Annotated in this window: 19 protein-coding genes; 11 read left to right on the top strand and 8 right to left on the bottom strand. The window is 72.7% G+C overall.

From position 1 onward, the window contains the following. Positions 1-42: 42 nt before the first annotated feature. The 3 genes from AAW13_RS12665 to AAW13_RS12655 form a co-directional block, all read right to left on the bottom strand. Positions 43-1,635: a hypothetical protein gene (locus tag AAW13_RS12665; protein ID WP_046734034.1), complete on the bottom strand. Its 1,593-nt coding sequence runs from the start codon at positions 1,633-1,635 to the stop codon at positions 43-45. Continuing rightward, positions 1,632-2,402, bottom strand: a complete 771-nt coding sequence (locus AAW13_RS12660) for an ABC transporter ATP-binding protein (protein ID WP_046734033.1) — start codon at positions 2,400-2,402, stop codon at positions 1,632-1,634. Before AAW13_RS12660 ends, AAW13_RS12665 begins: the two co-directional genes overlap by 4 nt. A 114-nt stretch (positions 2,403-2,516) precedes the next feature. After that, the gene (locus tag AAW13_RS12655) at positions 2,517-3,179 is read right to left on the bottom strand and encodes a bifunctional DNA primase/polymerase (RefSeq protein WP_107483307.1); all 663 of its coding nucleotides are present in this window, start codon (positions 3,177-3,179) and stop codon (positions 2,517-2,519) included. Positions 3,180-3,453: 274 nt separating this feature from the next. On the opposite strand from AAW13_RS12655, the gene AAW13_RS12650 reads away from it, so the two are divergent. Beyond that, a complete protein-coding gene (locus AAW13_RS12650) occupies positions 3,454-4,839 on the top strand; it encodes an NsdA family TPR-like regulatory protein (RefSeq protein ID WP_046734032.1) in 1,386 nt (461 codons plus the stop codon). Positions 4,840-5,040: 201 nt separating this feature from the next. After that, positions 5,041-6,681, top strand: coding sequence for a hypothetical protein (locus AAW13_RS12645; RefSeq protein WP_046734031.1), 1,641 nt, complete (start codon positions 5,041-5,043; stop codon positions 6,679-6,681). Between the two features lie 29 nt (positions 6,682-6,710). On the opposite strand, the gene AAW13_RS12640 is transcribed toward AAW13_RS12645, so the two are convergent. Beyond that, entirely contained in the window at positions 6,711-8,015 is a 1,305-nt protein-coding gene (locus tag AAW13_RS12640; protein WP_046734030.1) for an ABC transporter substrate-binding protein, read from the bottom strand. A gap of 117 nt (positions 8,016-8,132) precedes the next feature. Between AAW13_RS12640 and AAW13_RS12635 the strand changes: the two genes are divergently transcribed. Beyond that, positions 8,133-8,633, top strand: coding sequence for an SCO4402 family protein (locus AAW13_RS12635; RefSeq protein WP_071659522.1), 501 nt, complete (start codon positions 8,133-8,135; stop codon positions 8,631-8,633). A gap of 71 nt (positions 8,634-8,704) precedes the next feature. After that, complete coding sequence (gene purU, locus AAW13_RS12630) at positions 8,705-9,589, top strand: formyltetrahydrofolate deformylase (protein WP_046734028.1); 885 nt, start codon at positions 8,705-8,707, stop codon at positions 9,587-9,589. 186 nt (positions 9,590-9,775) lie between these two features. Here purU and AAW13_RS12625 read toward each other — a convergent pair whose 3' ends face one another. Together AAW13_RS12625 and AAW13_RS12615 are read right to left on the bottom strand one after the other, a co-directional pair. After that, positions 9,776-10,999 (bottom strand): maleylpyruvate isomerase N-terminal domain-containing protein, encoded by a 1,224-nt coding sequence (locus AAW13_RS12625; protein WP_071659521.1) that lies wholly within the window; start codon positions 10,997-10,999, stop codon positions 9,776-9,778. Between the two features lie 332 nt (positions 11,000-11,331). After that, complete coding sequence (locus AAW13_RS12615) at positions 11,332-11,913, bottom strand: sigma-70 family RNA polymerase sigma factor (protein ID WP_046734027.1); 582 nt, start codon at positions 11,911-11,913, stop codon at positions 11,332-11,334. Between the two features lie 375 nt (positions 11,914-12,288). Here AAW13_RS12615 and AAW13_RS12610 point away from each other — a divergent pair, with 375 nt between their 5' ends. Next, positions 12,289-12,663: an STAS domain-containing protein gene (locus AAW13_RS12610; protein ID WP_046734026.1), complete on the top strand. Its 375-nt coding sequence runs from the start codon at positions 12,289-12,291 to the stop codon at positions 12,661-12,663. Between the two features lie 166 nt (positions 12,664-12,829). Beyond that, a complete protein-coding gene (locus AAW13_RS12605) occupies positions 12,830-13,342 on the top strand; it encodes an EF-hand domain-containing protein (protein ID WP_046734025.1) in 513 nt (170 codons plus the stop codon). 95 nt (positions 13,343-13,437) lie between these two features. On the opposite strand, the gene AAW13_RS12600 is transcribed toward AAW13_RS12605, so the two are convergent. Then, complete coding sequence (locus AAW13_RS12600; protein WP_046734024.1) at positions 13,438-14,973, bottom strand: class I adenylate-forming enzyme family protein; 1,536 nt, start codon at positions 14,971-14,973, stop codon at positions 13,438-13,440. Between the two features lie 129 nt (positions 14,974-15,102). Here AAW13_RS12600 and AAW13_RS12595 point away from each other — a divergent pair, with 129 nt between their 5' ends. The 4 genes from AAW13_RS12595 to AAW13_RS12580 all read left to right on the top strand — a co-directional run bounded on the left by AAW13_RS12595 (position 15,103) and on the right by AAW13_RS12580 (position 18,138). Next, entirely contained in the window at positions 15,103-16,233 is a 1,131-nt protein-coding gene (locus AAW13_RS12595) for an acyl-CoA dehydrogenase family protein (RefSeq protein WP_046734023.1), read from the top strand. Positions 16,234-16,239: 6 nt separating this feature from the next. Beyond that, the gene (locus AAW13_RS12590; RefSeq protein ID WP_046734022.1) at positions 16,240-17,109 is read left to right on the top strand and encodes an acyl-CoA dehydrogenase family protein; all 870 of its coding nucleotides are present in this window, start codon (positions 16,240-16,242) and stop codon (positions 17,107-17,109) included. Between the two features lie 396 nt (positions 17,110-17,505). Next, the gene (locus tag AAW13_RS45895) at positions 17,506-17,643 is read left to right on the top strand and encodes a hypothetical protein (protein WP_167391708.1); all 138 of its coding nucleotides are present in this window, start codon (positions 17,506-17,508) and stop codon (positions 17,641-17,643) included. An 18-nt stretch (positions 17,644-17,661) separates the two neighbouring features. Then, positions 17,662-18,138: an ATP-binding protein gene (locus AAW13_RS12580; protein WP_046734021.1), complete on the top strand. Its 477-nt coding sequence runs from the start codon at positions 17,662-17,664 to the stop codon at positions 18,136-18,138. A 307-nt stretch (positions 18,139-18,445) separates the two neighbouring features. Here the strand turns inward: AAW13_RS12580 and AAW13_RS12575 are convergent, their stop codons facing one another. After that, complete coding sequence (locus AAW13_RS12575; protein ID WP_046734020.1) at positions 18,446-19,381, bottom strand: cyclase family protein; 936 nt, start codon at positions 19,379-19,381, stop codon at positions 18,446-18,448. Positions 19,382-19,467: 86 nt separating this feature from the next. Between AAW13_RS12575 and AAW13_RS12570 the strand changes: the two genes are divergently transcribed. Continuing rightward, entirely contained in the window at positions 19,468-20,382 is a 915-nt protein-coding gene (locus tag AAW13_RS12570) for an SDR family NAD(P)-dependent oxidoreductase (protein ID WP_046734019.1), read from the top strand. Positions 20,383-20,412: the final 30 nt, after the last annotated feature.

Below are 20,412 nucleotides of genomic sequence, written 5' to 3'. Positions count from 1 at the left end.
TTGCTCGCGCAGTTCCCCGCGCCCCTGCGGGGCACGCTGCCGCTAACCCCTGCTGACAGCCACCAGGATCTCCGGGAGGCGGGCCGCCGTGCGCGGTGCCGCCGCTCGTAGGCCCGCCCAGGTGATCGCCGCTCCGTAACCTGCCCCCGCCGGCAGCAGCAGCCATGTCCAGGCCGCGCCGCCCGCGGTCACGTTCAGTGCGATCGTCAGGGTGATGACGGGGGCGCACAGCAGGGCCGCCGCGACCATGCCGCCGAAGATCGCGATCCAGGCCAGGCCGGTCTGTCCGGCCGCCACGTTGCGGTGGCCCTCCTGGGGGATGGAGTACGGGAAGCGGGCCGAGGTCCAGGCGCCGGTCGCCAGCATCGCGCCGAGCAGGGCGAAGGAGAGGCCCAGCACCTCGGGCAGCCGGTGCCAGTCGCCGAGCAGCGCCGTGGTCAGGACGGTCACCAGCGTCGCGTACGGCAGGGTGATCACCAGCAGGGCGAGGGCCCGGCCGCGCAGTTCGACGTAGGCGTCCCGCGCGGACGAGACGGTCATGGCCACCATCCAGAAAGCGGAGGTGTCCTGCCCGAACTGGTTGTACATCTGGATGCCGAGCATCCCGGCCGCGAAGCACGCGAAGTAGACCGACCCGGTGCCCTGCACGGCGTTGAAGACGGGCACGATCAGACCGATGGCCAGCGAGGTCACCCAGGCGGCCTTGGTCTTGGGATCGCGCCAGACATAGCGGAGGCTGCGCGCCATGACCGTGCCGGTGCGTCCGGTGGGGAGCAGACCGCCGAGACCGCCGCCCCCGGACGTACGGCGTCGGCCGGCCCGGTCGGGGACCTGGAGCGTGGCACCGTCGGGTGCCGTCATCAGCCGGGTCAGGGTCCGCGCCCACGCGCCCACGAGCAGCGCCAGCGCGGCGCCGGACAGGGCGAGCTGTAGGACCGCCGTGCCGTACGACCCCTCGCTCGCCGAACCCACCGCGCCGATCGCCGACGCGGGCGGCAGCCACCGCAGTACGTCGGCCACCGGAGCCAGCTCCCCGAGCCCGGCCGAACCCAGGCTCCGGGCGGCGAAGTTGACCAGCTGCGCCCCGACCGCGACGACCAGGCCGCTCAGTACGGCCAGGTCCCGCCCCTTGCGGCTGCTGAGGAGCCGTACGTTCGCGGCGGCGATCGCCCGCGCGAGCGCCACGCAGACCAGCAGCGCGAGGACGACGCCGACGACCGCGACGCCGTACCCGGCCGCCCCGTGCGCCACGGCCACCGCACAGCCCACCAGCAGCAACAGCGAGAACAGCGGTCCGATGCCGACCAGGGACGCGGCGAGCAGGGCCCGTACCAACGGCCGCGGCCGCAGCGGGAGCATCACCAGCCGGGTGGGGTCCAGGGTCTCGTCGCCACTCGGGAAGAACAGCGGCATGAACGCCCAGCCCAGCGCCAGCACGGCCGCCGCAGGTACGGCCACCGCGTCCGCGTGCGGGTGCCCGCGCAGCAGCACCAGGCCCAGCAGTTGCAGTACCGCGAAGAGCAGCGCGAGGACCGCCGAGGCGATGAACGCGGCCCGCCGGCCGCCGGACTGCCGCAGTCCGTTCCGCAGCAGCGACAGCTTCAGCCGTACGACGGTGGAGGTCACGTCCGTCATCGGGCCCCGCCGCCCAGCCAGTCCAGGTCCGAGGCCGCGTCCCGGCCGCTCGCCCCGACGAGTTCCAGGAACGCGGCCTGGAGGGTGGGGTGGTCGCCACGGACCTCCGCCAGGGTGCCCGTCGCGCGGATCCGGCCCGCCGCCAGCACCGCGACCCAGTCGCACAGCGACTCGACGAGTTCCATGACGTGGGAGGAGAAGACGACGGTCGCCCCGGAGGCGGTGTAGCGCTCCAGTACGCCCCGGATGGTCTGCGCGGACACCGGGTCCACGCCCTCGAACGGTTCGTCCAGGAAGAGCACCTCCGGGTTGTGCAGCAGCGCTGCCGCGAGGCCGATCTTCTTGCGCATCCCGGTCGAGTAGTCGACGACGAGTTTGTGCTGGGCACCGGCGAGATCGAGCACGTCGAGGAGCTGGGTGGCCCGCTTGTCGACCTCGGCGCCGGGGAGGCCGCGCAGCCGTCCCGAGTAGCCGAGCAGTTCGCGCCCGGAAAGCCGTTCGAAGAGCCGGAGCCCTTCGGGCAGCACGCCGATGCGGGCCTTCACCGCCACCGGGTCCCGCCAGACGTCGTGCCCGACGACCTCGACGCTTCCCTGGTCCGGCCGGAGCAGCCCGGTCACCATGGAGAGGGTGGTGGTCTTCCCGGCGCCGTTGGGCCCGACCAGCCCGACGAACTTCCCGGCGGGCAGCGACAGATCGATGCCACCGACGGCGACCTGCTGCCCGAACCGCTTCCAGAGCCCACGAACACGCACGGCATCGGTCATGGACCAACCCTATGGGGGCGCTGTCCAGCGCCCCCATAGGGGCGCGGGGAACCGCGCGAGCAACCACGACGCGCCCGCGGCCGCCCATGAGACCGAACCGGGCGGACGAAGCCGCTACCGATCCCTCCCGCACGCATACGCCAACGCCGAGATCAGCTCCTCCGCATCCGGCAGCCACCGGTTCGCGGCCGTCGGCCGGCAGGCCCACTGCACCGCCCCCCGCGACCCGTACCGCGTCGGCGGCGCCGGTACGTACGCCCCCTCGCCCAGCGCCGTCAGATCCAGCGACGCGGGCGACCAGCCCAGCCGCCGCACCAGGTCCGGCAGCTTCACCGCCGCCCCGGGAAGAACGAAGAACTGCATCCGCCGGTCCGGTGTCAGCGTCACCGGCCCCAGCGTCAGCTCCATCCGCTCCATACGGGCCAGCGCCAGGAACCCCGCCGTCTCCGGGACGGTCAGCGCGTCGAAGGTCCGACCCGTCGGCAGCAGGATCGACGCCGTCGGCTGCTTCTGCCACATCCGGCGCGCCACCGTCGCACTACCGGTCGCCTGCGACGCCCAGTCCGGACGCGCCGCGTGCGCGCCGGGTGCCGCGCACGCGACCTCCCCGCAGGAGCAGCGCTGCACCCCCTCGGCCGCTTCCAGCCAGGTTCCCGGGAAGACGTCCCAGTGGCGCTCCTCGGCGTAGCGTACGGCGGTCTCCAGCAGCGATTCCCCGCGCTGCTTCGGAATCTGAGCGGCTTCGGCGCCGACGATCGTCTCTTCCACGCCCAACACAACTCCCGCACCCACCTGGAGTTACGGGCGTTACGCGCGCGGGGGAGGAGCATGTTCTCCGCAATCGGGGCGCATGGATGCATGTGCGGGGGCGCGCAGGAGGAACCGGGGCGTGAGCGGGTAGTCAGAAGTGGGGGGTTGGCGGCGGTCGTACCCGCAGTTCCGCCGCGTTTACCCGGCAATCCTCGCATGTCCCGCATTTTCGGTATGTCCGCTGGGCAGTGATCGCAACGGCCGGATCTTTTCCCGACAGGGAGTTCGCAGGGGGTACGCCATGGCCGCAAGGCCGCTTGTCGCGCGGCAGCCGAACGAACGGTTGCAGGCGCTCATCCAGGAGGCGGGGTGCTCGAACGCCGGGCTCGCCCGCCGGGTCAACATGTGCGGCGCCGAGCACGGTCTCGACCTCCGGTACGACAAGACGTCGGTGGCGCGCTGGCTGCGCGGCCAGCAGCCGCGGGGCCGGGCGCCCGCGGTCATCGCCGAGGCGCTCGGGCGGAAGCTGGGCCGTACGGTCACGATCGACGAGATCGGCATGGCCAACGGCAAGAACCTCGCGTCGGGCGTCGGTCTCCAGTTCTCGCCGACCGTCCTGGGGGCCATCGAGCAGGTCTGCGAGCTGTGGCGCAGTGACGTGGGGCGCCGCGACTTCCTGTCCGGTTCCTCGGTCGCCGCGTCCGCGCTGGTGGAGCCGAGCCGGGACTGGCTGATCTCGGCGCCGGACGCCCAGGTGGCGCGGCAGGCGGGGCCACGGGTCGGGCAGGCGGACGTCGCGGCCGTGAAGGCGATGACACAGGCGCTGACCGACCTGGACCACCAGTTCGGCAGCGGGCATGTGCGCCCGGTCGTCGTGCACTACCTCAACAGCGTCGTGTCCGGGCTGCTGGCCGGCTCCTACCGGGAGTCGACCGGCAGGGAGTTGTTCGCCGCGGTGGCCCGACTCACCGAACTGGCCGGGTACATGGCCGTCGACACCGGTCAACCCGGCCTCGCGCAGCGGTACTACATCCAGTCGCTGCGGCTCGCGCAGGCCGCCGGCGACCGCGGTTACGGCGGCTATGTGCTCGCCGCCTCCATGAGCCATCTCGCCGCACAGCTCGGGAACCCGCGGGAGATCGCCCAGTTGGCCCGGGCGGCGCAGGAGGGAGCGCGTGGTCGCGTGACCCCGCGCGCGGAGGCGATGTTCTTCGCGGCCGAGGCCCGCGGGCACGCACTGCTCGGTGACGTACGGGCCACGCAGCTGGCGTCCGGGCGGGCGGTGTCGGCGATGGAGGCGGCCGATCCCTCCTCCGGGGACGACCCGGCGTGGATCGCGCACTTCGACGAGGCCTATCTGGCCGACGAGTTGGCGCACTGCCACCGTGACCTGGGACAGGCCGAGGCGGCGGCCAGGTGCGCCCGGCAGTCGCTGGACGGGCACCCGGAGTCCCGCGCCCGGCGCCGCGCCATCGGCTATGTGCTCCTCGCCACAGCGCAGGTGCAGCAGCGCGAGATCGAACAGGCCTGTGCCACCGGGACGAAGGCGGTCGAACTGCTGGAGACCGTCCGCTCCAACCGGGGCGCCGAGTACCTGGAGGACTTCCAGCAGCGGCTGGAGCCGTTCCGGGACGAACCGGTGGTGAGGGAGTTCGGGGCGCGCCTGGACCTCCAGGCGGCCGCGTGAATTCATGCCCCGCGGATGTGTGAACGTGTGGCAAACCACACCTTGCCGCGCAGAACACGGCATATACAGCGCACCGCGGGGCGGTTTCGTCACCACCGTCACCGGGAACAAGATCGCGCCCATGGCTGCGTGGCACCCGGTGGAGGGGACCCGGTAGCGTGAGCCGACGATTCACAAGGTCCCCCATTAGTAGGAGTCCCGGTGACGCAGAGTGGACAGGGCGAGCCCGCGCGCGAAGGCATCGTGCTGCCCTCCGACGGTGGCGAGCCCTTGCTGCCCGGCATGACCGGCGGCTCGGGCCGCCCGGTCCAGCCGCCCGCCACGGCCCCGGCGCCGGCCACCGCGCCCACCGAGGGGCAGTCCTGGGGACAGCCCTGGGGGCCCGACCACCAGAACGGCCACCAGAACGGCCACCAGCAGGGCGCCGCCCAGCCCCAGCAGAGCTGGCCGCAGGCGGCCGGCCAGGAGTGGGGCACCCCGGACCAGCCGTCCGCCTGGAACGGCCAGTCCCACACCGCCCACACTCCGGGAGCCGGTCCGCTCCCGCCCGAGGCGGCGTCGGCGGCCCCGTACGGCGGCGGCTACGAGCAGTCGTACGGGGGCGGCTACGGCACCCCGCCCCAGCAGCAGTCGTACGGCGCCCCGCTGCCCCCGGCCGCCGGCCAGGACCCCTACGGCGCTCCCGGCGCCGCCCTGCCGCCCGCCGTCCCGCACGCGAACCACGGCGGTCACGGCGGTCACCCCGGCGCGCTGCCGTCCGCCGACGAGGGCGCGACCCAGTACATACCCCCGGTGCCCGCCGCACCGGTCGACGAGGGCGCCACCCAGTACATACCGCCGGTGGCGGCCGCCCCCGACGGCGCGACCCAGCTGATCCCGCCGGTCGGCCCGGGAGCGCTGCCGCCCGAGAACTCGCACGAGCAGACCGCCTTCCTCGGCCGTCAGCCCGCCCCCGCGGCGCACTCCGACGCCGACGCCACGCAGTACATCGCGCCCTACCAGGCCGGTGGCCCACAGGGCGCCCCGGGCGCCGACCGGCAGCCGCCCGCCGAGTTCGACAACCTCTTCCGCAGCGGGCCGGGCGGTGAGCCCCCCGCCGCGTCCACGGCCCAGCTGCCCCGCTTCCAGCAGCAGCCCCAGCCCGGCTACACCCCGCCTCCGCCCCCGCCGTCGTACGACCGCTACGACGACGCCGGCAACGGCGGTGGCCGGGGTGGCCGTACCCGGTCGAAGGTGCCCCTGATCGCGGCCGTCGGGATCGGGATCGCCGTCCTCGGGATCGGTGCCGGTGCCCTGCTCGGCGGGGGCGGCGACAAGTCGGACGACAACAAGACGGTCGCCGCGTCCGCGTCGGCCTCCGAGGACTCCTCCGCGGCCGCGGCCGACCCCGCGAAGGCGCAGGCCGTGGCCCTGGACAAGCTGCTCGCCGACAGCGGAAGCAGCCGGGCCACCGTGATCAGCGCGGTCGCCAGCGTGAAGCAGTGCGACAACCTGGGCGGCTCCGCCTCCGACCTGCGCAACGCGGCCAAGCAGCGCACGGAGCTGGTCACCCGGCTGTCGAAGCTGTCCGTCGACAAGCTGCCGAACAACGCCGAGCTGACCGCCTCGCTCACCAAGGCCTGGCAGGCCTCCGCGAACGCCGACAACCACTACGCGGCCTGGGCCGACCAGGCCGGCGGCAAGCACGGCTGCAAAAAGGGCCAGGCCCGCGCCACCGGCCAGACCGCGGCCGGCAACCGGGAGAGCGGCACGGCCAGCTCCCAGAAGGTGAAGGCGGCCGGGCTGTGGAACACGATCGCGAGCAAGTACGGGCTGACCCAGCGGCAGCCGACCCAGCTGTGAGGACCCCGGCACCCGCGGCCGGCTGAGCGTCAGCTGAGGTCGGCGTTCTCCAGGGTCTCCGTCATGTCGAGGGCGTTCTTGTTGGCCGACTGGAGCAGGCCGCCCTTGACGGTCTGGACGTTGACGTCGGCGTTGACCAGCCGGGAGAACCCGGCCGCGGCCAGCTTGCCCTGGTAGGGCCAGGTCAGGGTGGGGGTGAGGCCGCCGGTGGACACCTTCAGGCCGTCGTTGAGGGTGCGGCGCACACTGTCGGAGGTCACCTCGCCGTCGCCGATCTTCTCCAGGACGGCGGTGAGGACCTTGTAGGCGATCCAGGTGGTCTGCACCCCGGCGTCGGCCGGGTCGATCCGGTTGTCGCCGAACGCCTCCTTGCTGATGACCTTCTTCATCTCGTCCCAGTGCGGGTCCGAGGCGACCGGGTACCAGCCGGTGATGTACGACCCCTCGTACGGGCCGGACGCCCCGCCGGTGGAGTTGATGACCGTCTGGTCGACGCTGCCGACCTCGGCGGCCGTCTTCACCTTCGGGTAGTCCTGGCGGGCGCGCTGGAAGCTGTCCATGAAGGTGGCCGTGCGGCCCCCGAGCTCGGGCACCACACAGCCCGTCTTCGCCGCGTCCGAGGACGCGCTTCCCAGCGCCTTCTTCGACTGCTCGTCGTACGCGGTGAGGTCCTCGGCGGCGAGCTGGTCGATCGCCTTGGCGTGGCCGCCCGCCCGCAGGCCCGAGTCGAGCAGCTGGGGCAGCTGGTCACCGGCGATGCTGTCGGGGCGGACCAGGGTGACCGGGCCGCAGGACTCGGCCAGCGCCTCCCCGAGCCCGGCCAGCAGCGTGAGCTGGCCGCCGTTGACGGGATAGGAGACGGGGCTGGTGAACTCCACGTTCGAGGCCCCGTAGCCGCCTATGTAAGGGATGGCGGCGCCCTCCAGCGGGGCGAAGTACGAGTCGCCGAACTGGCTGTAGGAGCCGACCACCGCGACCACGTTCTCGTCGGCGGCGCGCTGCGCGCAGTTCGCCGCGCCCACGCTGGTGTTGTGGTCGTTGCAGGTGAGCAGCTTGAGCTTGCGTCCGCCGATGCCGCCCTGGGAGTTGATCCAGCGGACGAAGGCCGACGCCATGGCGGGCATGCCCGGCTTGTTGGTGGCGCCGGTCTGCTGCGGCGCCCAGGTCATCACCTTGATCTCGTCGTCGGCCGCGCCGGCGAACCCTGGGACGGTCCCGCAGCCGGCGGCGAGCGACACGCAGGCCGCCATGGCCACCGCGGACAGGGCGGTGGTTCTGCGGGGCCGGTGGGGCGAGAGGGGGAATGTGCTGCGCTTGTGCCGACTGCCGGTCATGGACACGCACGATTCCGCCACATCAAAAACCCGGGAGTGACCCTCGGTCAACGAAGGGTGACGCGCAGGTGAATTGCGGGGGCGGGTGAAGGGCGTGTGCCGGGGAACGTACGATCGATGACCGTGCAAGGTTCGGAGAACTCTTCCCGTCGCGGCCGTCGCTCCTCCACCATGGGCGACATGCCACTTAATGACATGCCATGGTGGCGCTGGCGCAGCAATGTGCGCTCCGCGCTGCACATGCTCTCCGACCCGGACTTCCAGCGGAACGTCTGGCTGGCCGGCCAGGACGGGTACGGCGACGTGACCGACGCGGTCTACCGGCTGGTCGAGGACACCTGGCTGGACAACTGGTCCGCCGAGAAGTACGTCGGGACGATATTCCGCGACTCGCAGGAGGCGGCGCTCGTCGACACCGCCGTGCTGCGGGTGCTGCGGATCATGCACCAGGTGGGGCCGGACGCGCAGGTCTCCGCCTACCTCGACCACCAGGGGTGGCCGGACGCGGTCCGGGCCGCCCGGGACGCGCACATACGCCTGGCGACGAGCGACGGCGACGACCCGGAGATCCCGCCGCGCAGTCTCGAAGTGCTGCGGATCATGACGCGCGCGGCCTGAAACCGGCTCTGGGCGGTCCGGGATGCGGGCATCCCGTGTCGGGGGCGGCGGGACATGAGATTCTGTGGTGCATGACTGAGCAGTCCACCCGAGCCCAGGCCGCCCCGGCCGACCAGTACGTCCTCACCCTCGCCTGCCCGGACAAGCAGGGCATCGTGCACGCCGTGTCGAGCTATCTCTTCATGACCGGCTGCAACATCGAGGACAGCCAGCAGTTCGGGGACCACGACACGGGTCTGTTCTTCATGCGGGTGCACTTCTCGGCCGAGGCGCCGGTGACGGTCGACAAGCTGCGGGCCAGCTTCGCGGCGATCGGCGACTCCTTCCACATGGAGTGGCAGATCAACCGGGCCGACGAGCGGATGCGCATCGTCCTCATGGTCAGCAAGTTCGGGCACTGCCTGAACGACCTGCTCTTCCGCGCCCGGATCGGGGCGCTGCCGGTGGACATCGCCGCGGTGGTGTCCAACCACACCGACTTCCAGGAGCTCGTGGAGTCGTACCACGTGCCCTTCCACCACATCCCGGTGACGAGGGAGACCAAGGCCGACGCCGAGGCCCAGCTGCTCGAACTGGTCCGTGAGCAGGGTGTCGAGCTGGTCGTCCTGGCCCGTTACATGCAGGTCCTCTCGGACGACCTGTGCAAGCAGCTGAGCGGCCGGATCATCAACATCCACCACTCGTTCCTGCCGAGCTTCAAGGGCGCGAAGCCGTACCACCAGGCGCATGCGCGGGGCGTGAAGCTGATCGGCGCGACCGCGCACTATGTGACGGCCGACCTCGACGAGGGGCCGATCATCGAGCAGGAGGTCGAGCGGGTGGGGCATGACGTCACCCCGGACCAGCTGGTCGCGATCGGCCGCGACGTGGAGTGCCAGGCGCTGGCGCGAGCGGTGAAGTGGCACGCGGAACGCCGGATCCTGCTGAACGGCCGCCGGACGGTCGTCTTCGCCTAGCGGGCGGAGCGGTTCTCGTCACAGGGCGGCCGCGGGCGGTCCGTGGTCGCTCGCGCGGTTCCCGCGCCCCTGAAGGGCGCGCTGCGCCAACGCCCCTTCAGGGGCGCGGGGAACCGCGCGACCAGCCACGAACCACCCGCACTCGCCGTCCGTCCCGCGGAGCCCCCGCCCCCACAGGCGTCGCCCCTACATCCGGCTCAGGCTCGCTGCCGCGAACAGGACGTCTCTGATGGCCGTCCGGTCGCCCCGCTGGCCCGCGGCCGCCTCCTCCGGGGGCACGTGACCCGCGGCCAGCTGGCAGAACTCGACGTCGTCCAGCGCCACATGCGCCACCTCGTACTCCGCCGACCCCACCGCCCCGGGCGAGTCCAGCGGGATCAGCCACTCGCCGCCGCCGCTGCCCTCGATCTCCAGCCGCAGGCTCCGGCCGGGCCGTCCCGCGGGGACCAGGTGGGGCGTCGGACCGGGCGCCGCCAGCCCCGCCCGCCGACGGGCGGCCAGTGCGACCGGCAGCATGCGGGCCGCGAGGTCGATCATCTTGTGCAGGTGCCGAGGGGCCGGCGGCCCGTAGGGGTAGTCCACGGCCTCCGCGATGTCCTCGGCGTGCACCCAGCACTCGAACGCCCGGTCCAGCATCGCGTCGTGCAACGGCAGTTCGAAGTCGCCGTACGACACCCCGAGGCGCCCGGCGCCGCCGCCGGTGAAGGAGACGGTCTGCACCAGCCGGTGGCTCTGCTCCCGCCAGGGCACCCGCACCGCACGGGTCGGCGGGAAGTACGACGCCTCCCAGAAGGCCTCGGTCCGGGCGGCGGGGCCGGTCACCGGGGCCTTGCCGAGGGGGTCGTCCAGGCCCAGCGCGGCCGCCACCAGCCCGTCGACGGACAGCAGATGCGCGATGACCCCGGCGACGGTCGTACGGCGGCTCGTCGGCGACTGGCCGTCGAACCAGCGCAGCCGGACCGGCGCATGCCACTCCGCGTCACCGATGTCCTGGAGCAGGGCGTCCAGGCGGGCGGTCTCGGCGTCGTAGGGCGCAGCCCAGGCGGGGATCGGGATCCGGGCCGGCCTGCGGTCCAGGCAGGCCTCCAGGACCCGGGTGCGCAACCCGGGGTCGAGGTCCAGGCTCTCCGGCTGGTGCAGCAGGCCGACGGCCTCCCGCAGCCGCCGCGCCTCGTCCGCGCAGGCCCCGCAGTCCCCGAGGTGAACCTCGACGGCGAGCGCCTCCGGTGCCGAGCACGCGGCCAACGCCCATGCGCCGAGCAGCGACTTCAGGACGTCGTGCGACAACTCCAGCGGTACGGACGGCAGGTCGGCCGGCTCGGGCAGCGGCTGCCCGCCGTCCTCCACGGAGGCCCTGGGCAACGGTATGCGCGGCGGCCGCCCCCTTCCACCACCGCCGCCCCGGGGCACGTCACCGCCCCCGAAACCAGAACCGTGCCGACCGGATCCACCACGCCCACCGTACGAACCGGACCCGCCATACCCCCCGGATCCACCGCGCCGGTCGTGCTCGCCGTGCCGGTCGTTCTCACCGCGCCGGTCGTTCTCACCGTGCTCGCCCGGTCCACCGTGCCCGCCGTTCCCACCGGGTCCACCGTGCCCGCCGTTCCCACCGGGTCCACCGTGCCCGCCGTTCCCACCGGGTCCACCGTGCCCGCCGTTCCCACCGTGCCCGCCGGATTCGCTGTGTCGGTCGGGCCCGGTAGGGGGCTCGTGTTCGTCGGTTGACTCGAAGGTGTCGCTCATGCGCCGCCTCCGTGTCCCGGCGGGTTGCCGGCGTCGTGCGCGGTGGAGAGCAGTTGCAGGCCCAGGCGCAGCCGGCGGCGGGCCTCGTCCTCGGTGACGCCGAGGTCCGCCGCGGTCTGCCGGTAGTCGCGGCGCTGGAAGTAGGCGAGGTCCAGGGCGGCCCGCAGCGGGGTCGGCATGGAGTGCACGATGTAGTCGGCGCGGGCGGCCACGGAGGCCCGCCGCACCTTGCGCTCCAGTTCCTCCGCGGCCTCGGCCGAGCCGCCGTCGCCGGCCGGGAGCGCGGCGGTCTCGGTGGCCCGCAGGCGCTGCACGGCGAGCCGGTGGGTCAGCGCGGCGACCCAGGAGCGCAGCGGCCCCTGCCGGGGGTCGTAGGCGTCGGGGTGCTCCCAGACATGGGCGAAGACCTCGCGGGTTATCGCGTCCGCGGCGCTCTCGTCGCCGAGGACACGGTGGGCCAGGCCGTGCACCAGCGAGGCGAAGCGGTCGTAGAGCTCACCGAGGGCGGCCGCCTCACCGCGCGCGAGCCGCTGCTGCATCTTGCGGTCCCAGCGGGGCGGAACGTCCTTCTTCGCCATGCGGCCCCCTCCCCGTGCCCGTGTCCAGCGTGTCTCCACCGTCTCCTCGAATGTAGTCGGCACGTCCGGCGACGCACGCCCCTTTGTGGCAATGCGCGCCCCCTGACGGACATGGAGTGGTAAAGACCGCCCGGATCGCGCCGTGCCGTTCCGTCGGCGCAGCCGTATCCGAGCGAACCTCCTGTTTCCGCCTGAACAGGATCGATCATGACTGATCAGGATCGGCAGTGACTGAAACAGGACCCTCCCTGATCGTCGCTCGTTTGCCATCCGGGGTTTCGGGGAACGGCCGCTGGGCAGCCGCGCGAAAAGAAGCGTAGGAACTGGCTCCGTTTCCGGGCGGTTCCGGAGATCCGGCGAGCGGAGGGCTGAGCCGTGGCTTTCAAGGTGACCGGCGTCGAACAGGGCGAGTGGGCCGTGATCGGGGTGTCGGGCGAACTGGACCTGGTGACCTCGCCGGTGCTGCGGCAGCGGGTGCACGACGCGGTGGCCGAAGGCCATCACTGCCTCGTCCTCGACCTGTCCGACGTCTTCTTCTGCGACTCCAGCGGGGTCGGGGTGCTGATCGCCGCCCGCCGGCTGATCCGCTCCTGCCGGGGCCGGCTGCGGCTGATCCTGCCCGCCCAGGGCGCGAGTGACGGTTCTCACGTCAACCGGGTGCTCGGCGCCCTCGGCGTGCGGCGGCTGTTCGACGTGTACGCGGACATCGACAGCGCGGTCTCCGACGAGGCGGACCCCCTCTCCGCCTGACACCCCGCGGGTGCACATAGCCGACGAACGTGGCAGTGCCACATTGTTGTCGCGGAATTCCCCCGGTCTTGGCACAACCGACGTTTTCCCGCTCCCCGGCCGCCACCCGCGTCGTACGCTCGCTGCGAAAGGAACCCCCACGTCACGTAAGGCGGCCCGAACACACATGGTCAGCACCGAGTACGAGCGACGGATCGCCGCCCGCTTCGCAACCTTCGACCAGGACGGCAACGGCTGGATCGACCGCGAGGACTTCAGCTCGGCGGCCAAGGCGCTGCTCGCGGAGTTCGGCACCCCCGCCCGCTCCGACCGCGGCCAGGCCCTGTACGCCGGCGCCGAGGCCTTCTGGCAGGGCATGGCCGGCATGGCGGACCGGGACGGCGACCAGCGCATCACCCGCGAGGAGTTCGTCAGCGGCGCGGTCAAGCGGCTGCACGACAACCCCGAGCGCTTCGCCGAGATCGCCCGCCCCTTCCTGCACGCGGCCCTCGCCCTCGCGGACACCGCGGGCGACGGCACGGCGACGGTCCCCGACACCGTGCGGGTGCTGCGCGTCCTCGGGGTGCCCCCGGAGACCGCGCGGGCGGTGGCGGCGGGCCTCGACACCGACGGTGACAACAGGGTCGCGGAGGCGGAGATCGTCCCGGCGTTCGCCCGCTACTTCACGATCCCGGAGTAGAGCCGCCCGCTTCACGATCCCGGAGTAGGGCCGCCCGCTTCACGATCCCGGAGTAGGGCCGCCCGCTTCACGGTCCCGGAGCAGGGCCGCCCGCTTCACGGTCCCGGGGTGGGGCTGTCCGAGAAGCGCTCGCGCAGCCGGTACTTGAGCACCTTGCGCAGGGTCTCGTTGCGCGGCAGGGCGTCCACCACCTCCAGCCGCTCCGGCAGCTTGTGCACCGACAGCCCTGCCGCGCGCAGGTACGCCACCACTTCGGGCAGCGTCAACACGGCCGTGCCCGGCGGCTGTTCGACCACCGCGCACACCAGCTCCCCGCGCTCCGCGTCCGGCAGCCCCACCACCGCCGCGTCGCCGACCGCCGGATGCGCGGCGAGCAGGTCCTCGATCTCCTTCGCCGAGATGTTCTCGCCCTTGCGGATGATCACGTCCTTGAGCCGTCCGGTGAGGACCAGGTGGCCGGTCCCGGTCACCCGGCCCAGGTCGCCGGTGCGCAGGAACCCGTCCCCGTCGAAGGCCTCGGCGGTCTGCGCCGGGTCCAGGTACCCCTGGCACACCGCCTCCCCCCGCAGCCGCACCTCGCCGCCCTCGGCGATCCGGATCTCCATCCCGGCCGGCGGCCGCCCCTCGGTCGTCGCCAGGTTCTCCGCGGTGTCGTCCGGCGCGCCCATCGTGATCATCGGCACCTCGGTCATGCCGTACCCGTGCGTCAGCCGCACCCCCATCTCCCGCACCACCGCGTGGTACACCTCCGGTGGCTTGGGTGCCCCGCCGCCCGCGAGCAGCCGCAGCGACGGAATCACCCTGGTCCCCGGCTGCTTGCGCTGCTCGGCCAGGAACATCGAGTAGAACGCCGTCGACCCGCCCGCCACCGTCACCCCGTGCCTGCGGTACTCCGGCAGCGCGTCCGGCAGCGCGAACTGCTCGAACAGCACCGCCGGGAAGCCGTACAGCAGCAGCATCACCGTGTAGTCGGGGCCCGCGATGTGCGCGTACGGGAACGCCATCGAGCCCACGTCGTCCGCCGTGAGCCGCAGCGCGTGCGCGAGGCACGAACCGCCCGCGATCAGTGAACGGTCCGTGTGCAGAACGCCCTTGGGGTCGGAGGTGGTTCCCGAGGTCCAGTAGATCCACCGCACCGAGGTGCCCTCGGCGGGCGGGGCGGGCAGGACGGCCGGGTCGCCGTCCGGCATCCCGTCGGCGTCGTACACCTCGAAGACGCCCTTCGCGCCCAGCCGCCGGGCCATCTCCGTGTGGTCGAAGCCGCGCCACACACCCGGTACCGCGAAGAACTCGGCCCTGGACTCGCGCAGCGCGAAGCCGACCTCGCGGTCGCGGTAGAAGGGGATGACGGGCGACTGCACGGCACCCAGCCTGGCCAGCGCGAAGGACAGCACGGCCGTCTCGATCCGGGTGGGCAGCTGCCAGGCGACGACCGTGCCGGGGCGCACCCCCATGCCGTACAGGCCCGCGGCCACGCGTTCGGCACGCGCGCGCAGTCCGCCGAAGGACAGCGTCCGGTCACCCTGGAGGAACACCGGGCGCCCGGGGGTCAGTTCGGCGCGGCGGGCGGCCAGGTCCCAGAGGGTGCGGGAGGCGCTCAGCTCGTGTGCGGTGGCGTTCGTGTCGTCCATGGCCGGGCCCCTGCTCCCTCTCCAGCTGACGAGTCGTCAGATCGTAGGTCCTGGCGCCTTGTCGGTCCAGAGGCGCGGGGCTAGCCTGCGAGATCTGACGAACCATCAGTTCCGTGGGGGTGTCTGCCGGTGGATCTGTCGTACACGCCCGAGGAGGAGGACTTCCGGGCGCGGCTTCGGGAGTGGCTCGCCAAGGTGCTGCCCGGCCTGCCGCCGAAGCCGCGCCCCGAGGACTGGCCGGGCCGCCGCGCCTACGACCTCGGCTGGCAGCGCGCGCTCCACGACGCCGGGTACGCGGACGTCCACTGGGACGCCTCCCCGACCGTCCGGCTGATCTTCCTGGAGGAGACCGAGCGGGCGGGCGCGCCCTATGTGGGGGCCAACTTCGTGGGTCTGCTGCACGCGGGACCGACCATCGCCGCCGAGGGCACCGAGGAGCAGCGGGCCCGCTGGCTGGCGCCGATCCTGCGCGGCGACGAGGTGTGGTGCCAGGGGTTCAGCGAACCGGACGCCGGCTCCGACCTGGCCGCGCTGCGCACGCGCGCGTGGCGTGACGGCGACGACTACGTGGTCAGCGGCGCCAAGATCTGGACCTCGCACGCGGAGGTCGCCGACTGGTGCGAGCTGCTGGTGCGCACCGACCCCGCGGCGCCCCGGCACCAGGGCATCACCTGGCTGGCGATGCCGATGGACGCGCCGGGCATCACCGTACGGCCGCTGCGCACACTCGCCGGGTCCGCCGAGTTCGCCGAGGTCTTCCTGGACGAGGTACGGGTTCCGGTGGCCAACCGGGTGGGCGCCGAGAACGACGGCTGGAGGGTCACCATGGTGACCCTCTCCTTCGAGCGTGGCACCGCCTTCGTCGGCGAGGTCGTCGCCTGCCGCCGGGTGCTCGGCGAACTCGCGCGCGCGGCCCACGCGAACGGCGGCTGGGACGACCCGGTGCTGCGCCGCCGCCTCGGCCGGCTGAACGCCGAGTTCCGGGCGCTGTGGCGGCTCACCCAGTGGAACGTCAGCGAGGCGGAGGGCCGGGGCGTGCCCGGTACCGGCGGCTCGGTCTTCAAACTGCGCTACTCGCACGCGCGCCAGGAGCTCTACGACGCGGCCGCCGCCGTGCTCGGCCCCGACGCGCTCGACCTCGACCGGCCGTGGGTCCTCGACCGGCTCTCCTCCCTCTCGTACACCATCGCCGCCGGGACCTCGCAGATCCAGCGGAACATCGTGGCCGAGCGGATCCTCGGCCTGCCGAAAGGGCCGTGAGCGAACGTGCGTTTCCAACCGACCGACGAACAGAAGGCGTTGCGGGACGGCATGCGGGCGCTGCTCGCACGGAGATTCGACGCCGGTGCGCTCCGGGCCGCCGTGGCCGCGCCGGGACCCGACCGGGAGCTGTGGCGGGAGCTGGGGGCGGCCGGCTTCTTCGCGCTGCGGCTGCCGGAGGCCGAGGGCGGGGTGGGACTGGGCCTGCCGGAGGCCGTGTTGGTGTTCGAGGAGGCCGGACGGGCGCTGCTGACCGGCCCGTTGCTGGCCACCCACCTGGCGGCGACCGACGTGCCCGGCGCGGCCGACGGGCGGACCGTGGTGGCCCGCGCGGACGGCGGCCTGGTGGAGTGGCTGGCCGAGGCGGACGTGGTGACGGGGGACGCGTCGGGGGCCGTACCGCTGCGCTCCGTGGACCCGTTGACGCCCCTGCACCGGGTCCCGGAGGCGGTCTCCGGGCCCCCCGACCCGGTGGCCGTGCTCCTCACCGCCGCCGAGCAGCTCGGCACGGCCACACGCGTGTGCGAGCTGGCCGTGCAACACGCGCGCACGCGCATCCAGTTCGGCCGGCCGATCGGGGCGTTCCAGGCGGTCAAGCATCTCTGCGCCGAGATGCTGGTGCGCGCCGAGACCGCGCGTGCGGCCGTCTACGCGGCCGCCGTCACCGCCGACCCCCTGGACATCGCCGCGGCCCGGCTGCTGGCCGACGAGGCCGCCGTGGCCGGTTCCCGGGACTGCCTCCAGGTGCACGGCGGGATGGGCTTCACCTGGGAGGCAGAGGTCCACCTGCATCTGAAGCGGTCCTGGGTGCGATCCCAGCGTGCCGGTGGCGTCACGGAGAGTGAGGAAATGCTCGCCGCCGAGCTGCTCGGGTGAGCGTTCGAAACGGCCCTGGTCTGCGGAATCGACGTCCCGGGTGTCAGGATGTCGCGGATTGTGGCATACCGGAATCACGGAGCGTTGATACCGGGTTGTGTCCAACGCGTGACTCGTCACGGCCTGGAGTCGGGTGTCCCCTCCGGTACCTTCTGTGAGATGCGAGTGGTTCCGAGGACGAGCCATGCCGGCGGCGCCGTCGAGACGGCCCCGCGGTTCATGGCGCGTGCCGCTGTTCGCAGGGCGGTAAGGGTTTGCGGTCCCGCGTGTTCGACTCCCCGCCGCGAGCGTCGCACAGTATGGCCCACACGTACTCCTTCGCGCTGGAATATGCCCGAAGCGCTTGTTGGCGTGACTGTACGTCAACCATGCTGTCTCGTAAGGGAATCACGTTCCGTGACCCTTGCTCTGGCCGTTGTTCTGGCCATGCAGAAAATGGCTACGATCGTGGCCCTCGTCGCCGTTGTCGTCGCGGTCCTCCTCGCGGCGCCCGCGCGGCGCGGGTTCATGTGTCCGCCGGTTCGGATGGTGTGAGCGGTGCAGGTGCTTCAAGTGCAGCTGGAGATCCGGCCCGACCCCGCGGAGGTGGGGCGGGCCAGAAGGTGGGCGCGCTCGCGCCTCGCCGGGTCCGGTATAGCGGCGGACGAGTCGCTGGCCGAGACGTTGATCCTGCTGGTCTCCGAGCTGGTCACCAACGCCGTGGTGCACACCGGCCGGCCGGCCGTGCTGCGCCTCTCGCTGCCGGGTGCCGACCGTGAGGGCGTCGACGGGGCGGCCACCGTGCGGCTGGAGGTCGCCGACACCAGTACCCGTGCGCCCGTGCCGAGGTGTGTCGACGGCGACGCGACCGGCGGCCGTGGTCTCGCCCTGGTCGACGGGCTCGCCGACCGCTGGGGCTGGAGCCCCGAAGGCGCGGGCAAGCGCATCTGGTGCGAACTCGACCGGTGTTCGGAACCCAGGCGGGGCGCGGCGGTGGCGTACGGGGGCGGTCTGGCCTCGTACGAGGGGCTGGCTTTCGAGGCGGTGTGATCCCGGTGCGCGGTGATGCGCCGGGGGGTTGCATCCGTGCGCGCCCATGATGAACCGGGGCACAGGCCTTGAAACCCCGAACGGGTGTTGACGCCCCGTGACCATTTGAACACGCTTGAGGTCTGCGATTCGCCGCGAGGGGACGGCGAGGGGTCTGGTGACGGACGCCCTCGTCGAGCGTGGGTCGAGACGGACGGCAGTGCGCGGGGCCGGGCTCGGGGCGGGCCCGTGCGCGTGACCGTCCGGTTTCCGGGGGGATGGGGGAGGGTCGGTGTCACGCCGGGTCGGCGTGACACCGACTCCGGTTTCAGAGGACGGCCACGGGGGCGACGGGCGTGCCGGTGGCACCGGTGATCGGCTCGGGCATCGCCGACAGCAGGAACGCGTACCGGCCGGTTTCTCCACAGGCTGTGGACAACTCTTCGAGATTCCAGTTCTGGCCCTGGAGCATGCCCATCTCCACCAGGTCCAGCGCGTGCACGGGCAGCCAGAGGTCCTCGATCTCCGGCGGGAAGATCTCGAAGGTCAGCGTGTCGTTGGCGACGGCGGCCACGTCCCGCGCGTGGAACCACTCCGGGGTGCGCACCGACAGCCCCGGCGACGGATAGCCGTACCCGTGCTTGTCCCCGGCCAGGTACACCCGCACCTGCCCGGTCCGTACGAGGACGATGTCGCCGGCGCGGACGGTGGTCCCGGCGAGCTCCTCGGCCGCGTCCAGGTCCTCCGGGGTGACCGCGTGGCCCCCCGCCAGCCGTTCGACGCCGCGCGCGCGTGCCACGTCCAGCAGCACCCCGCGCGAGACGATGTGCCGCGCCTTGTCGATCCCGCCGAACCCCGCACCGCCGTGCGCGGTCACGGTGTCCGCCGGCCGGCCGTTGTACAGCCGCCCCGAGTGCGAGACATGGGTGAGCGCGTCCCAGTGGGTGCCGGCCTGGAGCCCCATGGTCACCGCGTCGTCGCTGCACGCCACCGTCCCCGGGCCGAACAGCTCCTGGTTGATCTGCACCATCGTGTGCAGCGGGTTGACCCGCCCCGGGATCATCCCGGTCTGCACCCCGTCCTGCCGGAGCGGCAGCGCCAGCGGGACGCGCCGGCCGGTGCGGACCGTCGCCGCCGCCTCCCGGACCACCTCGTCGGTGATCAGGTTCAGGGTGCCGATCTCGTCGTCGGCGCCCCAGCGCCCCCAGTTGTTGACGCGCTCGGCGATCTCGTGAAACGCGGGATGAAGGGTCGGCAGAGACATCCGGTTCCTCCCCGGGGCTTGTGTCCGCACATCAGACGCGCCATAAAATCTAACGGTCCGTCAGAAACCGCGGGAAGGGGCCGGGCGTGGGGAACTTCTTGGCAGGCAGGGTCGTCGCCGTGACGGGTGCGGGGCGCGGTATCGGACGGGCGGTGGCGCTGGCGGCGGCGGCCGAGGGGGCGAAGGTCGTCGTCAACGACTACGGCGTCGCGGTCGACGGCGGATCACCCACCAGCGAGGTCGCCGAAGCCGTGGTCAAGGAGATCGAGGCGGCGGACGGCGAGGCGGTCGCGGTGGCCGACGACATCTCCACGATGGCGGGCGGACAGCGGATCGTGGACGTGGCGCTGGCCTCGTACGGCCGGCTCGACGGGGTCGTGTGCGTGGCGGGGATCCTGCGCGAGCGGATGCTGTTCAACATGACGGAGGAGGAGTGGGACCCGGTGGTCGCCACCCACCTCAAAGGCACGTTCACGGTGTTCCGGGCGGCGTCCGCGGTGATGCGGAAGCAGCGCGCAGGCACCCTGATCGGCTTCACCAGCGGCAACCACCAGGGTTCCGTCGCGCAGGCCAACTACAGCGCGGCCAAGGGCGGGATCATCTCGCTGGTGCGCAGCGCGGCGCTCGGTCTGCACAAGTACGGGGTGACCGCGAACGCGGTGGCGCCGGTCGCGCGTACACGGATGTCGGCGGGGGTGCCGACGGAGCTCGCGGAGATCGGCGAACCGGAGGACGTGGCCGCGTTCGTGGTCTACCTGCTGTCGGACGCCGCGCGGGACGCGGGGATCACGGGGCAGGTGTACACGGTCGCCGGGCCGAAGATCGCGGTGTGGGCCCAGCCGAGGGAACTGCGCGCCGCGTACGCCGAGGGCGGCACCTGGACGCCGGAGCGGATCGCCGAGGTGCTGCCGGGGAGCGTGGGGGCGGACCCGATGCCGATGCTGGCGCGGCTGGCGGCGATGGAAGCGGCGGCGCGCGCGGGAAGCCGGCCGAACGCCTAGGGGGCACAGGGGGGCGGTGTGTGCGCGGGT

It is taken from the genome of Streptomyces humi, from assembly GCF_001005085.2.
Lineage (GTDB): Bacteria > Actinomycetota > Actinomycetes > Streptomycetales > Streptomycetaceae > Streptomyces > Streptomyces humi.
This window is presented reverse-complemented; position numbering and strand designations above follow the sequence as displayed.

Coding starts and splice junctions, on each gene's coding strand:
- AAW13_RS12605 (WP_046734025.1), top strand. CDS start 12,830: ATGGTCAGCACCGAGTACGAGCGACGGATCGCCGCCCGCTTCGCAACC.
- AAW13_RS12650 (WP_046734032.1), top strand. CDS start 3,454: ATGGCCGCAAGGCCGCTTGTCGCGCGGCAGCCGAACGAACGGTTGCAG.
- purU (WP_046734028.1), top strand. CDS start 8,705: ATGACTGAGCAGTCCACCCGAGCCCAGGCCGCCCCGGCCGACCAGTAC.
- AAW13_RS12635 (WP_071659522.1), top strand. CDS start 8,133: ATGACCGTGCAAGGTTCGGAGAACTCTTCCCGTCGCGGCCGTCGCTCC.
- AAW13_RS12600 (WP_046734024.1), bottom strand. CDS start 14,973: ATGGACGACACGAACGCCACCGCACACGAGCTGAGCGCCTCCCGCACC.
- AAW13_RS12660 (WP_046734033.1), bottom strand. CDS start 2,402: ATGACCGATGCCGTGCGTGTTCGTGGGCTCTGGAAGCGGTTCGGGCAG.
- AAW13_RS12615 (WP_046734027.1), bottom strand. CDS start 11,913: ATGGCGAAGAAGGACGTTCCGCCCCGCTGGGACCGCAAGATGCAGCAG.
- AAW13_RS12640 (WP_046734030.1), bottom strand. CDS start 8,015: ATGACCGGCAGTCGGCACAAGCGCAGCACATTCCCCCTCTCGCCCCAC.
- AAW13_RS12575 (WP_046734020.1), bottom strand. CDS start 19,381: ATGTCTCTGCCGACCCTTCATCCCGCGTTTCACGAGATCGCCGAGCGC.
- AAW13_RS12665 (WP_046734034.1), bottom strand. CDS start 1,635: ATGACGGACGTGACCTCCACCGTCGTACGGCTGAAGCTGTCGCTGCTG.